15 protein-coding genes are annotated in these 14,747 nt (G+C 74.3%); 5 read left to right on the forward strand and 10 right to left on the reverse strand.

Annotation, left to right across the window (positions count from 1 at the left end):
• Positions 1-6: 6 nt before the first annotated feature.
• The 4 genes from ACI1MP_RS24455 to ACI1MP_RS24470 all read left to right on the forward strand — a co-directional run bounded on the left by ACI1MP_RS24455 (position 7) and on the right by ACI1MP_RS24470 (position 4,688).
• Entirely contained in the window at positions 7-1,326 is a 1,320-nt protein-coding gene (locus ACI1MP_RS24455; RefSeq protein WP_404870828.1) for a nucleotide sugar dehydrogenase, read from the forward strand.
• 68 nt (positions 1,327-1,394) lie between these two features.
• Positions 1,395-2,675, forward strand: a complete 1,281-nt coding sequence (locus ACI1MP_RS24460; RefSeq protein ID WP_198520623.1) for a DUF445 domain-containing protein — start codon at positions 1,395-1,397, stop codon at positions 2,673-2,675.
• A gap of 113 nt (positions 2,676-2,788) precedes the next feature.
• Positions 2,789-3,574: a hypothetical protein gene (locus tag ACI1MP_RS24465; RefSeq protein ID WP_100588630.1), complete on the forward strand. Its 786-nt coding sequence runs from the start codon at positions 2,789-2,791 to the stop codon at positions 3,572-3,574.
• Between the two features lie 70 nt (positions 3,575-3,644).
• The gene (locus ACI1MP_RS24470; protein WP_380341002.1) at positions 3,645-4,688 is read left to right on the forward strand and encodes an adenosine deaminase; all 1,044 of its coding nucleotides are present in this window, start codon (positions 3,645-3,647) and stop codon (positions 4,686-4,688) included.
• Here ACI1MP_RS24470 and yidC read toward each other — a convergent pair.
• The 6 genes from yidC to ACI1MP_RS24500 form a co-directional block, all read right to left on the reverse strand.
• Positions 4,658-5,365 carry a membrane protein insertase YidC gene (gene yidC, locus ACI1MP_RS24475; protein ID WP_404869474.1) on the reverse strand — a complete coding sequence of 236 codons (708 nt, stop codon included), beginning with the start codon at positions 5,363-5,365 and terminating at the stop codon, positions 4,658-4,660. The genes ACI1MP_RS24470 and yidC overlap by 31 nt on opposite strands.
• A 329-nt stretch (positions 5,366-5,694) precedes the next feature.
• Complete coding sequence (locus ACI1MP_RS24480; RefSeq protein WP_404869475.1) at positions 5,695-5,979, reverse strand: DUF6412 domain-containing protein; 285 nt, start codon at positions 5,977-5,979, stop codon at positions 5,695-5,697.
• A 94-nt stretch (positions 5,980-6,073) separates the two neighbouring features.
• Positions 6,074-7,141 (reverse strand): Gfo/Idh/MocA family oxidoreductase, encoded by a 1,068-nt coding sequence (locus tag ACI1MP_RS24485; protein WP_380340994.1) that lies wholly within the window; start codon positions 7,139-7,141, stop codon positions 6,074-6,076.
• A gap of 9 nt (positions 7,142-7,150) precedes the next feature.
• Positions 7,151-7,402: a hypothetical protein gene (locus ACI1MP_RS24490; protein WP_404869476.1), complete on the reverse strand. Its 252-nt coding sequence runs from the start codon at positions 7,400-7,402 to the stop codon at positions 7,151-7,153.
• Positions 7,403-7,551: 149 nt separating this feature from the next.
• On the reverse strand, positions 7,552-7,977 hold the full coding sequence (locus tag ACI1MP_RS24495) for a nuclear transport factor 2 family protein (protein ID WP_404869477.1): 426 nt from the start codon (positions 7,975-7,977) through the stop codon (positions 7,552-7,554).
• Positions 7,974-8,909, reverse strand: coding sequence for a zinc-binding dehydrogenase (locus tag ACI1MP_RS24500; protein WP_404869478.1), 936 nt, complete (start codon positions 8,907-8,909; stop codon positions 7,974-7,976). Before ACI1MP_RS24500 ends, ACI1MP_RS24495 begins: the two co-directional genes overlap by 4 nt.
• Before the next feature lie 141 nt (positions 8,910-9,050).
• Between ACI1MP_RS24500 and ACI1MP_RS24505 the strand changes: the two genes are divergently transcribed.
• Complete coding sequence (locus tag ACI1MP_RS24505) at positions 9,051-9,989, forward strand: LysR family transcriptional regulator (protein ID WP_380340982.1); 939 nt, start codon at positions 9,051-9,053, stop codon at positions 9,987-9,989.
• A gap of 62 nt (positions 9,990-10,051) precedes the next feature.
• Here ACI1MP_RS24505 and ACI1MP_RS24510 read toward each other — a convergent pair whose 3' ends face one another.
• The 4 genes from ACI1MP_RS24510 to ACI1MP_RS24525 all read right to left on the reverse strand — a co-directional run bounded on the left by ACI1MP_RS24510 (position 10,052) and on the right by ACI1MP_RS24525 (position 14,662).
• Positions 10,052-10,831, reverse strand: coding sequence for an HAD-IIA family hydrolase (locus ACI1MP_RS24510; RefSeq protein ID WP_043914117.1), 780 nt, complete (start codon positions 10,829-10,831; stop codon positions 10,052-10,054).
• A gap of 148 nt (positions 10,832-10,979) precedes the next feature.
• The gene (mycP, locus tag ACI1MP_RS24515; protein WP_404869479.1) at positions 10,980-12,440 is read right to left on the reverse strand and encodes a type VII secretion-associated serine protease mycosin; all 1,461 of its coding nucleotides are present in this window, start codon (positions 12,438-12,440) and stop codon (positions 10,980-10,982) included.
• 112 nt (positions 12,441-12,552) lie between these two features.
• A complete protein-coding gene (locus tag ACI1MP_RS24520; protein WP_404869480.1) occupies positions 12,553-14,124 on the reverse strand; it encodes a WXG100 family type VII secretion target in 1,572 nt (523 codons plus the stop codon).
• Between the two features lie 37 nt (positions 14,125-14,161).
• Positions 14,162-14,662 (reverse strand): hypothetical protein, encoded by a 501-nt coding sequence (locus ACI1MP_RS24525; protein WP_404869481.1) that lies wholly within the window; start codon positions 14,660-14,662, stop codon positions 14,162-14,164.
• Between the last annotated feature and the right edge of the window lie 85 nt (positions 14,663-14,747).

The raw sequence follows: 14,747 nt of genomic DNA on the forward strand, positions 1-14,747 counted from the left end.
ACGGCGCTGCACATCTGCGTGGTCGGACTGGGCAAGATCGGCCTGCCGCTGGCCGTCCAGTTCGCCGCCAAGGGCCACCGGGTCACCGGCGCCGACATCGCGCCACCGGTGGTCGCCGCCGTCACCGCAGGGCGGCCGCCGTTCCCCCGTGAGGCCCGCCTCGACGAGCTGCTCGCCGAGACCGTCGCCGCCGGGCGCCTGCACGCCACCACCGACACCGTGGCCGCCACCGCCGTGGCCGACGCCGTGGTGATCGTCGTCCCGCTGCTCACCGACGCCGACGGCCGGCCCGACTTCGCGCTGCTGGACGCCGCCACCGACGCCGTCGCCGCGGGGCTCCGGCCCGGCACGCTGATCAGCTACGAGACCACGCTGCCGGTGGGCACCGTGCGCGGCCGGTTCGCCCGGCGGCTGGAGGCCGGCTCCGGGCTGACCGCCGGCCGGGACTTCGCGCTGGTGTTCAGCCCCGAACGGGTCCGCACCGGGCGGGTCTTCGCCGACCTGCGGCGCTACCCCAAGCTGGTCGGCGGCATCGACGAGGAGTCGACGCGGCGCGGCGTGGAGTTCTACCGGGCGGTGCTGGACTTCGACCCGCGCCCCGACCTGCCGCGCGGCAACGGCGTGTGGCCGCTGAGCGGGGCGGAGGCCGCCGAGTTCGCGAAGCTCGCCGAGACCACCTACCGGGACGTCAACATCGCGCTGGTCAACCAGTTCGCCCGGCTCGCCGACCGGATCGGCGTCGACCTCGTCGAGGTGATCGACGCCTGCAACTCGCAGCCCTACAGCCACCTGCACCGGCCCGGCATCGCGGTCGGCGGGCACTGCATCCCGGTCTACCCGCGGCTGTACCTGTGGAACGACCCGGAGGCGACCGTGGTGCGCGCCGCCCGGGAGGCCAACGAGCAGGTCCCGGCGTACGCGGTCGGCCTGCTGGCGGGCGCACTCGGCCCGCTGGACGGGGTGGCCGTCACCGTGCTCGGCGCGTCCTACCGGGGCGGGGTCAAGGAGACCGCCGTCTCCGGGGTGTTCCCGCTGGTCGAGGCGCTGCGAGCGGCGGGCGCCGTGGTCGGCGTCAGCGACCCGCTGTACACGCCGGAGGAGCTCGCCGCGCTCGGCCTGCCGCCCGACGACGGCAAGCCCGCCGCCGCGCTGGTCGTGCAGGCCGACCACCCCGAGTACCGGGACCTCGGCGCCGTCGACTTCCCGGGCGTGCAGGTGCTGCTCGACGGCCGGCGGGTCACCGACCCGGCGCGCTGGGAGGGCGTCCGGCGGATCGTCCTCGGCGGAGGCGGAGGCGGAGGCGGAGGCGGAGCGGGCGCGGCCTGACGGCCCGGGCGGATTTGCGGGGCGGCAGTCGCTTCCTGCGACTCGTGTGCGAATCTGGCGGGGTGAGTGTGGACGAGACGGCACCCGGAGTCAGCTTCACCGCCGCCGACGAGGCCAAGCGGCAGGGCGTACGGCGGATGAAGACCATCGCCACCGGCCTGCTGGGCCTGGCCACGGTCGTCTTCGCGCTCGCCACCTGGGCGGGCGCGGCCGGCGCGGGCAGCTGGGCCGGCTACGTGGCGGCCGCCGCCGAGGCCGGCATGGTCGGCGCGCTCGCCGACTGGTTCGCCGTCACCGCGCTGTTCCGCCGCCCGTTCGGGCTGCCGATCCCGCACACCGCGATCATCCCCACCAAGAAGGACGCGTTCGGGCGCTCGCTCGGCGACTTCGTCGGCGACAACTTCCTGTCCGCGCCGGTGGTCCGGGCCCGGCTCGGCCGGATCGGGGTGGCCCGGCGGCTCGGCGAGTGGCTGTCCGCGCCCGGCAGCGCCGAACGCGTCACCCACGAGGCGGCCGCCGCGCTGCGGGGCGTCCTCGCGGTGCTGCGCGACGAGGACGTGCAGGCCGTGGTCGCCGAGGCGATCACCCGGCGGGCCGCCGCCACCTCGGTCGCCGAACCCGCCGGCCGGCTGCTCGGCAGGATCGTCGCCGACGGCGGGCACAAGGGCGTGGTCGACCTGGTCGCGGTGCGGGCCCGCGACTGGCTGGTCGAGCACCACGTCGACGTGGTCAACCGGGTCACCGCCAAGACCCCCGGCTGGACGCCCAGGTTCATCGACCACCAGGTCGGCGAACGCGTCTACAAGGAACTGCTGCGCTTCGTCACCGACGTCCGCGACGACCCGGAGCACCCCGCGCGCGGCGCCCTCGACAACTTCCTCGCCGACTTCGCGCAGGAACTCCAGCACGACCCGGAGACCATCGCCCGGGTCGAACGCGCCAAGTCCGACCTGCTGGCCCGCCCCGAGGTGCAGGACCTGATCGCCTCCTCCTGGTCGGCGGTGCGCACCCTGGTGATGAACGCCGCCGAGGACCAGGACAGCGAACTGCGCCGCCGGATCACCTCGGGCCTGCGCTCGCTCGGCCGCCGCCTCGCCACCGACGCCAAACTCCAGGCGAAGACCGACGGCTGGCTGCTGGACGCCGCCGAGTACGTGGTCTCCACCTACCGGCAGGAGATCACCTCGCTGATCTCCGAGACGGTGGCCGGCTGGGACGCCGACGACGCCTCCCGCAAGATCGAGGCCAACGTCGGCCGCGACCTCCAGTTCATCCGGATCAACGGCACCGTGGTCGGCGCGCTGGCCGGCCTGCTCATCCACACCGTCAGCACGGCGCTCGGCGGCTGACGAACCGTCCGGTCCGCCCCCGGCGGGTCGGTGTCCGACCCTTTCGGTAGGGTGATCGACCGGTCGGCGCGGCCAGGGGGGCCGAAGCCGGGTATTCCATGGGGGAGTTGACCGTGAAGACGGTTCACGCACGCACGCTCGGACTGCGCATCGCCGCACTGGCCGCGGCCGGACTGGTGCTGACGGCCTGCAACGACGACGAGGCCGCCACGGGGGCGACCGGCCAGAGCGCATCGCCGACGGCGTCCGCGTCGGCCACGACGTCCGCGAAGCCCAGCGGCAAGGCGAGCGGAAAGCCCAGCAGCAGCGCCGTCACCGGGGGCGACGCGGCCGCCCGGGCCAGGACCGACAAGCTCGCGCTGACCCCCGCGGACTGGGGCGCCGGGTTCGAGACCCGCATCGACGACGACACCAGCCTGGCCAAGTTCACGATGGACAAGTCCTGCCTGTACAAGGAGGACGGCCCGGACAAGACGCTGGTCGCCTACACCAACCGGTTCGTGCGGGTGCAGCGTCCCGACGGCAGCCAGCTCTGGGGCACCAGCGGCGCCTCGCAGGCCACCACCGCCGACGCCGCGCACCAGGAGATGGCGAAGTGGGCGGCCGACATCAGGCGCTGCCCCGACTACAAGGACGACAGCGGCACCCAGACCACCTCTGCGCACGACATCGAGTCGCCCAAGGTGCCCGGCGCCGACGAGGTGTTCTCGGAGGAGGGCCTGGCCGTCTACCACGACGACGACGGCACCACGACCCCGCCGCGGCCGTACTCCTCCATCACCGCGCGCAAGGGGGCGCTCACCGTGTGGGTGTTCGTCGACCTCGCCCCCGACCAGCAGGTCTTCGAGGGCCGCGCGCAGGCGCGGGCGCTGCTCCAGAAGATCACCGCCAAGTGGTGACACCGCCGTCCACTCCGGCGGGTTAGCATGCGAGGTCTGTCCGGATCCGGTGAGTAGACGGGAGCGTGCCATGGCCGAGGGAGTCCAGGGGATCGAGGCGTTCATCGCCGGAATGCCGAAGGCGGAGCTGCACGTGCACCACGTCGGCTCGGCCTCGCCCCGGGTGGTCGCCGAACTCGCCGCCCGGTACGCCGGGCGCACCGAGGTCCCGGCGGACCCGGAGGCGCTCGCGAAGTACTTCACGTTCACCGACTTCGCGCACTTCATCGAGGTGTACCTGAGCGTCGTCGACCTGATCCGCGACGCCGAGGACGTCCGCTCCCTCACCTACGGCGTCGCCGAGGACATGGCCCGGCAGAACATCCGCTACGCCGAACTGACCGTCACGCCCTACTCGTCGACCCGCCGCGGCATCCCCGACGTCGCCTTCATGGAGGCGATCGAGGACGCCCGGCTGGCCGCCGAGAGGGAACTCGGCGTCGTCCTGCGCTGGTGCTTCGACATCCCCGGCGAGGCCGGACTGACCTCCGCCGAGGAGACCGCCCGGCTCGCCCTCGACCTGGCGCCCGCCGGACTGGTCTCCTTCGGCCTCGGCGGCCCCGAGATCGGCGTGCCCCGCCCGCAGTTCAAGCCGTACTTCGACCGGGCCCGGGCGGCCGGCCTGCACAGCGTGCCGCACGCCGGCGAGTCCACCGGGCCGGAGACCGTCTGGGACGCGATCCGGGTGCTCGGCGCGGAACGCATCGGCCACGGCACCCAGTCCGTCAAGGACCCGGCGCTCGTCGACCACCTCGGCGAACACCGGATCCCGTTGGAGGTCTGCCCGACCTCCAACCTGGCCACCCGGGTGGTCGAGCGGATCGAGGACCATCCGATCCGGCAGATGGTCGACGCCGGACTGCTGGTCACCGTCAACAGCGACGACCCGCCGATGTTCGGCACCGACCTCAACACCGAGTACGCCGTCGCGGCGAAGCTGCTCGGCCTGGACGAGACCGGGATCGCCGCACTCGCCCGCAACGCGGTGGAAGCCTCCTTCCTGGACCTGGCGGGCAAGCGACGGCTGACCGGCGAGATCGACGCCTACCTGGCGGGCTGGGGCGCCACCGCCTGAGCCCGCGCCGGACGGTCGGTCGGGCGGGTGAGGAACCAGCGCTCGGCCGCCGTCCAGGCGGTGCTCGTCAACAGGTAGAGACCGCCGGCCAGCGGCAGCAGCAGGGCGAACAGCGGAGTGCCGAACGCCAGCCAGCGCAGCAGCCCGAGACCGGCGGGAGCCCCGTCGGGCGCCGGGGCCTGCTTGGCGCGGTGGACGCTCCACCAGGCCGGTGCGACGAGCGCCGCCTCGAGGACCGCGAACACGGCGAACTGGGCCGGGGTGTGGGCGGCCGCCGGGTGCGTACCGAGCGGGACGCCCGCGAGGGTGGCGTCCAGCAGGTTGCCCGGGGCGGTGGTGAACAGGCGGTACATCACCGAGAAGAACGGCGCCTGCAACAGGGCCGGCAGCAGACCGGCGAACGGGGAGACGCCCTCGGCGCGGTTCAGCGCCAGGAGCTCGCGGGCCAGGCGGTCACGGTCCTTCGCGTGACGCTTCTTCAGCTTCGCGACCTGGGGCGCGATGCGGGTACGGGCGCGTTCGGCGCGGGCCGCGGAGCGGGCGAGCGGGTGCAGCGCGGCGCGGACGGCGAGGGTGAAGACGACGATCGCCGCTGCGGTGGGGATGACGCCTGCGAGGGTTGCGACGGCGGCGTGGGCGAGACGGACTGCGGGATCGAGGACGCTCAGGATCGACATGGGTCGGCTCTCCGGGTGTGTGCGAGTGGGACGGTGCACGGAGGGCGGACGCGGCAGAGGGGGTCTCTTCCGCCGGCGCCACGGGGTGTGGCGTGCGCAGCGGAGGTCGACGGCGGTGGTGGGTTGCTCGCGCAGTTCTCCCCCAGCCCTGGCGGACCGGGAGGTGCCCCCACGCGCCCCTGACGGGGCACGGAGGTTCAGTGCCCACGGCCCCTGACGGGGTGCGGGAGTTCGGTCACCATGGATCCCTGGCGGTGCGTGGGAGTTCAGTTCCCACGCTCCCTGGCGGGGTGCGGGGACTCGGAGATGCGCGAGGAGAGAAGTGCCCCTCAGACGGCGGCCGCAGGCTGGTGGCCTGGGGCTCGGGGGCGGGGGCGGCCCGGGGCGGCGGGGTCGCGTGGGGGGAGGTAGGCCGTGCGGTAGGCGCGGCGGCGCAGCGCGGCGGCGTGGATCGCGGCGGGGGTGCCGGCGATCGGGAGGCGGGCCGGGGTGAGGGCCAGGGCGACGGCGCAGGTCAGGACGAGGAGTGCGGCCGTGGTGACGGCGCCCGGGCCGGTCGGCAGGTCTCCGGTGAGGACCCGGAGCAGCGCGAGCAGGAGCGGAGTGACGAGCACGGTGCGCACCTCCTCGGTTCGGGTCCGAAGCCGATGCTACGTCACCGGCGGGGCGGGGGACAGCAGTTGTTCCGTCCCGCCGGCGGCGGTGCGGTCAGGGGAGGCGGACGACGCTCGCCGTGGCCGCGGAGGCGCGGGCGGCCTCCAGGACGGTGAGGGTGGCGACGGCGTCGCGGGGGTCGACCGGCGGCGGGGTGTGGTCGGTGAGCGAGGCGGCGATGCCCGCGTAGAAGGCCGGGTAGTCGCCGGGGTCGGTGGGCACGGGTTCGGCGTCGCCGTCGGTGCCGAGCAGGCCGTACGCGGCGGGGTCGTCGTCGCCCCAGTGGCGGCCGGGTCCGGGACGGTGGCCGGCCCGGAGGGCGGCCTCCTGCGGGTCCATGCCGAACTTGACGTAGCCGGCGCTGTCGCCGAGGACCCGCAGGCGGGGTCCGGCGAGCGGGGTGAGGGCGCTGGTCCACAGCTGGGAGCGGACGCCGCCGGTGTGGGTGAGGGCGAGGAAGGCGTCGTCGTCGACGACCGCGCCGTCCCGGAGGACGTCGATCTCGGCGTACACCGTCTCGACCGGCCCGAACAGGGCGAGGGCCTGGTCGACCAGGTGGCTGCCCAGGTCGTACAGGGTGCCCCCGACCTCGGCGGGGTCGGCGAGCTCGCGCCAGCCGGCCTTGGGCTTGGGACGGAAGCGCTCGAAGCGGGACTCGAAGCGGTGCACCCGGCCGAGCCGGCCCTCCTCGACCAGGCGGCGGGCGGTGCGGAAGTCGCCGTCCCAGCGGCGGTTCTGGAACACCGACAGCAGCAGGCCGGACTTCTCGGCGAACTCGCACAGGTCGCGGGCCTCGGCGCTGGTCGCGGCGAGCGGCTTGTCGACGACGGTGGCCAGGCCGGCCAGCAGGGAGGTGCGGGCGAGCGGGACGTGGGTGCGGTTGGGGGAGGCGATCACCACCAGGTCGTAGCGGTCGGCGTCCTCGAACAGCTGGTCGGGGGTGTCGAGGGCGCGGGCGTCGGGGTGGTCGCGGTGGAGCTGGGCGCGGCGCTCGGGGTTGGCGGTGACCACCGCGTCCAGCCGGAGCCCGGGAGTGGTGGCGATCAGCGGGGCGTGGAAGGCCGAGCCGGCCAGGCCGTAGCCGATCAGGCCGACGCGGAAGGGGGCAGGGGGCGTGCTCATGACCCCCACTCAACCATCCCCGTCCCCCGGAGCGACGGACGCCACCCGGTCCGTCCGCCCAGGTCGGGACGGTCCGGCGGGCTTGGTGCGGCGGCGCGCGGTGGCGGCGGCAGCGCCGGTGAGCAGCAGCGCCGAGCCGAGCGACAGCAGCACGCCGCGGTCGGCGCCGCCGTCGGCGAGGGCGGCGGTGGCGGGCGCGGCGGCGCCACCGAGCAGGACGGCGGCGGCCAGCAGGACGGAGGTGCGGCGGACGGAGGCCACGGGCGGGGCTCCTTGCGTCGGACGGAGGGTGTGTCCGGGACGCTAGCCGCACCGGGAACGAGAACTGATGGTGGGTCAGAACGGTTAGGCGCGACTTAAGGCTGTCTTGAGGCGGCCCCGGCCCGCCGCGACGGGCCGGGGTCGGGCGGTCACGCGCCGTCGGCGAACAGGACGGTGGCGGCGCGCTGCGTGTCGGTGTACTCGCGCACCTCGGCGATCCGGCCGTCGCGGACGGTGAAGATCCCCAGGTTGCGGTTGTCGTACCGCAGGCCGTGCACGGTGGTGCAGTGCGAGGCCCACTCGGCGACCACCCGGTCGCCCTCGACGACCGGGGTGCCGATCGGCTCGACGCGGATGGCGGTGCCGGGCGCGATCAGGCCGCCGATCGAGCCGAGGAACTCCTCGACGACGGCCTGCCGGCCGCGCCACTCGCCGCTCAGCGGCAGGTCGCCGGGGTAGTGCCAGACGACGTCCTCGGTGAAGGCGTCCCGGATCGCGTCCTGGTCGCCGCGGGCGACGGCGGCGATGTAGTCGGCCACGACGGTGCGCGGGTCGGTGCTCGGGTCGGTGCTCACGAGAGGTCTCCTTCGGCGGGGCGGTCGAGGGTGAGGACGGTGTTGCCGCGGACCTGTCGGTCGCGCAGCGCGTCGATCGCGTCGGCGGTGCGGTGCCAGTCGTCGACCAGGCCGAGCTCCGGGTGCAGCCGGCCCTCGGCGGTCAGCCGGACCAGGGTGTGCAGGTCCGGGCCGTCGGGGTGGTCCACGTCGGCGTAGGAGAAGTGCTGGACGGTGGCGGAGGCCGGGCCGTTCAGCAGGGCGAAGAAGTCCAGCCGGACCGGCTCCCGGGAGGCCTGCCCGAACCAGATCAGCCGGCCGCGTGGGGCGAGCAGCGCCAGCGCCTGCGGCAGCGCCGTGCCGCCGGTGGACTCCAGCACCAGGTCGTACGGCCCGCGTGCGTCGGCGAGCGTGTGGACCACCTCCGCCGCGCCCAACTCCCGCAGCCGCGTGCCGCGTTCGGGGCTCGCGGTGACGGCGGTCAGCTCCGCCCCGGCGGCCGCGGCGAGCTCCGTCAGGTAGTGGCCGACGCCGCCGGACGCGCCGGTCAGCAGCAGCCGTCGGCCGGTGACGGCACCCGCCGCGCGCAGCAGCCGCAGCGCGGTCAGCCCCGCCAGCGGGAGGGCGGCGGCGGTACGGGTGTCCAGCTGCTCCGGCAGCACCGCCAGGGCGTCGGTGCGCACCGCCGCGTACTCGGCCCAGCCCGCGGCCGGCGGGTGGGCGACCACCCGCTGCCCGACGGCGGGCCCGCTGCCGTCGGCGGCGGCCTGCACGACCAGCCCCGCGACGTCCTTGCCGGGCCGCCAGCCCGACGGCGGGTCCTCCAGCACGAAGGTCTCGCCGCGGTTCACCGAGAACGCGTCGACCTTCACCAGCACCTCGTCCGGGCGCGGCTCGGGCTGCGGCAGCTCGGTGAACTCGACCGTGCCGCGGGCGGGGATCAGGGCCTTCATGGGTGTGTCCTTCGATCGGCGGGGGCGGGCCGCTGCGGGCGGCCCGGCGGGAACACGCCCAGTACACGGCCGCGGCCGCACCCCGGTCCAACAACCCGAACACGCCGACGACAACCGATGGTTGTCGGCGATGATGGCCGGATGGACCCGGACCTCGGACAGCTGCGCGCCTTCGTCACGGTCGCCGACCAGCGGCACTTCGGGCGCGCCGCCCAGCAGTTGGCGATCAGCCAGCAGGCACTGTCGAAGCGGATCGCCCGACTGGAGCAGGAACTCGACACCCGACTGCTCGACCGCGGCCCTGCCGCCGTCCGCCTCACCGCCGCCGGGGAGCGCCTGCTCGACCCGGCGCGGACCGCGCTGGCCGCCGGACAGGCCGCCCTCGCCGCCGTCCGCCGGCCCGCCGAACCGGCCCGGCTGGACGTCTGGGGCCACCTGTTCGAGCCGCTCCGCACCGTCCGTGAAGTCCTCGCCGCGGCAACGGAGTTGACCATCGAGGTCGGCCCGGCCCGGGATCTCGCCGCAGTGGCCGCCGCCCTCGACCGGGGCGAGAGCGCCGCCGGCTTCGGACGCCACCACACCGGCCCCGACGGCCAGTTGGCGCACCGACTGGTCCGACTGGAGCCCGTCGACGCGGTGCTGCCCGCCGCCCACCCGCTGGCCCGCGCCGAGACCCTGCGCCCCGCCGACCTCGCCGCGCTGCGCCTGGTGCTGCCCGCCGACCCCGCCCGGCTGGACTTCCTCACCCGGTTCGCCGAACGCTTCGCCGTCCCGCTGCTCCCCGGCGACGCCAACCTCGGCCTCGACCACCTGCTCGAACGCGTCCGCACCGTCCCCGACGGCTGCACCCTGCTGCCCGCCGAACTGCCGCTCGCCGTCCCGCCGGGCCTGGTCGTCCGCCCGCTCGCCGACCCCGTCCCGCTGTACGCCTGGTCACTGGTCTGGCACCGCGAACGCCCGCACCCCGCGATCCCCGCCCTGCTGCGCGCCTTCGCCGACCGCGGCCGCGACCGCCGCTGGCTGGAGTACCGCCCCGGTCGCGACTGGCTCCCGGAGACCGACGCCCGCGACCTGGCCTGAGCGGGCCCGGCACCACCGGGGGCGGCCCGGCCGACGTCGTGCCGTGCCGCCCCGGGCTGCCGTCAGATCAGCTCGACCAGGTCCGCGATGGACTCCACCACCTGGGTCGGGCGGTACGGGAAGCGGTCCACGTCGCCGGCCTGGGTGAGGCCGGTCAGCACCAGGAAGGTCGACATGCCGGCCTCCATGCCGGAGACGATGTCGGTGTCCATCCGGTCGCCGATCATCGCGCTGTTCTCCGAGTGCGCGCCGATCGCGTTCAGGCCGGCCCGCATCATCAGCGGGTTCGGCTTGCCGACGAAGTACGGCTCCACGCCGGTGGCCTTGGTGATCAGCGCCGCGACCGCGCCGGTCGCCGGCAGCGCACCCTCGGCGGACGGGCCGGTCTCGTCCGGGTTGGTGGCGATGAACCGGGCGCCCGCGTCGATCAGCCGGACCGCCTTGGTCATCGCCTCGAACGAGTAGGTGCGGGTCTCGCCGAGCACCACGAAGTCCGGGTCGGTGTCGGTCAGCACGTAGCCGACGTCGTGCAGCGCGGTGGTCAGACCGGCCTCGCCGATCACGTACGCGGTGCCGTTCGGGCGCTGGTCGGAGAGGAACTTCGCGGTCGCCAGCGCGGACGTCCAGATGTGCTCGGCCGGCACGTCCAGGCCCATCCGGGACAGCCGGGCGTGCAGGTCGCGCTGGGTGTAGATGGAGTTGTTGGTGAGCACCAGGAACGGCTTTCCGGACTCACGCAGCCGCTTGATGAAGGCGTCGGCCCCCGGGATCGGCACGCCCTCGTGGATGAGGACTCCGTCCATGTCGGTCAGCCAGGTCTCGATGGGCTTGCGGTCTGCCACGGTGGGTCTCTCCTAGGTCTTGCGACGGTCGAACGATCGATGTGCATCGCTCCGACCGGACACCGCTGGCCGGTCGGGCGCCACTGGCTGCCCCAACGCAGGCCAGCCTAGTGCGCCCCGCCGGCCGACCACAGGGGCGGCCGGGCCCTCAGCCCGCGTAGGGGTTGCCGCCGGGCGGCGGCTGCTGTCCGTAGGGCTGCTGGCCGTAGGGGGGCTGCTGCCCGTACGGGGGCTGCTGTCCGTACGGGAGCTGCTGTCCGTAGGGCTGCTGCGACTGCTGACCGTAGGGCGGCGGCGGGGGAGCCTGACCGTACGCCGGCTGCTGGCCCGGGAGCGGGGCCGGCGGCACCGGGGCCGCCGAGGCGCCGCGGTTCCGGCGGACGATCAGCACCACCACGACCAGCAGCACCACGACGGCCACCGCACCGCCGATCGCCAGCGGCACGACGTTCGACGACTTCTCCGGTGCAGCGGACGGCTGCGTCGCCGGGTCCTGCCCCGGCCCGGAGTCGGCGGGCGCGCTCGCGGCCCCGCTCGGCTGCGCCGCTCCGTCGGACTTCCCGGTCTTCCCGGGCGCGGGCGAGGCCGCGGCGGGCAGCGGGCTGACGTTCGCCGGGCCCGGGTCGCCGGGGTCGGTCAGCGCGATCCGCGGCCGGACGGTGCCGTAGCCGAGGTAGTCGCTGCGCTGCTGCGGGTTGCTCGCGGTGTTGATCAGCACCCGCAGCACCTGGTTGCCCGACCAGTCCGGGTGCGCCGACCAGATCAGCGCCGCCGAGGCGGAGACCAGCGCGGTGGCGCCGGAGGTCCCGTGGCCCTTGCAGTAGCCGGACGAGCCGGTGCACGCCTCGTAGAGGTCCTGGCCCGGGGCGGCGAGGGCGACCTGCGGGCCGTGCTCCGACTCCGCGGTGACCTTTCCGTCCTGGTCGGTGGCGGCGACGCCGACCACGCCGCTCATCGCGGACGGGTACTCCAGGCGGTTGCTGGTGTTGCCGGAGTTGCCGGCTGCGGCGAACAGCAGCACGCCCTTGGACGCTGCGTGATCGACCGCCGCCTTGAGCTTGTCGACGTCGGCGGGCTGCACGGAGGCTGCGGCCATGCCCAGAGACATGTTGACGATCTTCGCGTTGTGGTCGACCGCGTAGGTGATGGCCTGGGCGACCTGAGCCATGCCCCTGCTGTCGGAGCCCAGGCCCCCCTCCATGTCGATCTTGATCGGGAGGATCTTCGCTCCGGGTGCGAGGCCGTACGCGCCCTTGCCGCCCAGACCCTTGCCGGTGCCGGCGATGGTGCTGGCCATCTCCGTCCCGTGGCCGTCGCTCGGGGAGAGTTCTCCGCCGGGCTTGGTACTGAAGTCGGTGCCCGCCACCAACTGCCCGGCCAGGTCGGGCGCGTCGGCCTTCACACCGGAGTCGATCACGGCCACGGTGACGCCGGATCCGGTGCTGGTCCGCCACATCTCCTCGGCGTGCATCGCGTCCAGGTGCCACTGCTGCGCGCGGATCGAATCCACCGCGAGCGCGGGTCCCGCCGTCCACCCCCACAGGACACCGGCGACCGCCACTGCTGCGGCGAGCTGCCGCCCCCGTCCTGCCCTGCCCGTCTGCCGCATCCCAAACTCCTTCGCACGCCGACGTGTTCGGCGAGTGGCTTGCCCCCGACCGCACGATGCTGCCCGGCCGCAGGAGCGGTATTCCCCTGCAGCCGGGCAGTAGATGCGGCCGTTACTCGATCACACCAGGGTTGGCCGGGCCCATGCCGGACGTCCAGGTGTCCTCGTCCTCGATCAGGTAGTCGGGACGCTTGCCCTGCGGCTTGCCCTTGCGGTTCGCACCGCCCTGGCCGCCGCCGAAGCCGCCCTGGCCGGACCGGCCGTCGGCGCCCCGCTCGCCCCGGGCGCGCAGCCCGGTGCCGCCCGGCGTGAACTCGCCGCCCGCGGCCGGTCCGCGCCGTCCGCCGACGGTGCCGCCGGCCCGGTTGACCAGCCCGCTGCCGCGCGCACCGCCGCCGGCCCCGCCACGGGCGCCACCGGCACCCGCGCCGCCGCCGTGCGGCATGCCGCCGCCCATGCCCGAGGCGCCGGCGCGCCCCGCCTGGCCGGCCTGACCTGCCTGGCCCGTGCCGGTGGGCGTCGCGGTGCTGCCACCGGTCCGGCCGGCCCCGGCCGAGCCGCCCGAGTAGCCGCCGCCACCGGGGATCGGGCCGCCCTGGTAGCCGCCGCCTCCACCGGAGCCGCCGAGGCCGCCGCCACTGCCGTAGCCACCACCGCCCGTGCCGCTTCCTCCGCCACCGCCGGTGACCGGAATGGTCGGGTCGGGGGGACTCTGCGTGGGCGTGTGGTCGATGCGGGTGGTCGGGTCCTGGATCGGAGTCGGTGGCGGAACCGGAACCGGCGGGTGCGGCGGCAGCGGCGGATGCGGAGTCGGCGGCGGGACCGGGCCCGGCGGTTCCGGCGGCAGCGGGGGCCGCGGAATCGGTGGCGGGACCGGAGTCGGCGGCTCGGGCGGCTGCGGCTTCGGGGGCTTCGGCGGGCCGGGCGGCTCCCAGATGACGGGACCGCCGTCGCCGGGCTTCCGGCCGGTCTTGCCGTTGCCGTCGCCGACCGAGACGTCCACCGAGTCGTCGCGGTTGAACTTGTCCCCCGGCGGTGGCGGAAACACCGGGGGTTCCAGTGCGTTCAGCTCTGTGATCGACTGCTCGTACGCCTGAGTCAGCTTGGTCATCTGTTGGATGGCCTCGTTGTGGGCCTGGTCGACCCGCTGCTGCGCGGCCTGGGCCTGCGCGGGAGTGACCCAGTCGGAGTCGACGAATCCGGCGACCTCGCCGGCTGCCCAGCGGCCGGCCGAACCGCCGATGCCGAGCACGCCGCCCAGGATGTCGCCGCCGGTGTTGACGGCGCCGTTGGGCTGCCCGTCGTAGCGGCTGACGGTTTCCATGTCGTCGTGCGGTACCGGAGGTATGCCCGACTTGACCGCGGCGAGCATCTCGCCGGCGGAGGCCATGTACGTGCCGGCACCTTTCGAATAGTCGGCAATGCCCATGGCGGTCTTCGAGACTCCGCTGCCCCAGGACTTGAAGCTGTCGGCTGCGGTGCCCTCCCAGTCGAGGCCGCTCATGTGCGCGTGCAACTCTTCGCTGACCTCGTCCAACTTCTGCGAGGCGAGCAGCAATCGCTGGGCCACCTGCATGACGGCGATCGGGTCCGAGTGCTGGATCATGGCCATCAGTTGCTCGTGGCTGGCGCCGCCGATCTCGCCGCCGTCGTGGACCGCCCGTACGAAGCGCTTCTCTGTCATCTCTCATCTCCCCCGTTCTCCGTCGCCGGAGACGTCGTCAGTACGCGCCTTGCTGGGTGCCGGTGGCCGGAGTCTGCGGACGGTAGGCGGTCCTCGGGTCGACGGTGCCGGGTTGGTACAGGGGCCGGAACCGGGCCTCCTGTTCGGCGTCCGCGTTGCTGTAGTTGCCGGAGGCCTGGCCGATGCTCGCGCTCATGGCCGCGATCTGTGCGGCGAGGGTCTGCGAGAGCCGTTCCAGGTTGGTGTGCACCGTGTTGTAGGCGGTCATCAGGTCGTCGGCCTGGCCGAAGTTCTGGCCGAGTTGACCGGTCGCCAGCGTCTGCTGGGAGACCTCGCCGTGACTCGCGGCCGAGCCGTCGAGTTCACGCAGGATCTGGTCGACCTTGTTCTTGAAGGTCTGCAGGTTCTCGACCTCGACCTTGACCGCCCCGCCGCCGACCTGGTTCGCCAGCGCGACCATGGCCGCTGTCTGCGCGGTCGTCGCGACGGCGACCACGTTGTACACGAACCCCGACATCCCGCCGGAGACGTCACTCATTGCCGATCCCCTCCCCCGTAAGCGGACCCACCCCCGTGGTGGCCCGCCGGTGGCATTGGCCGTCTTTCAAGATAGCGGTACGAAC

This window comes from Kitasatospora griseola (genome assembly GCF_044999035.1).
Taxonomy (GTDB): domain Bacteria; phylum Actinomycetota; class Actinomycetes; order Streptomycetales; family Streptomycetaceae; genus Kitasatospora; species Kitasatospora griseola.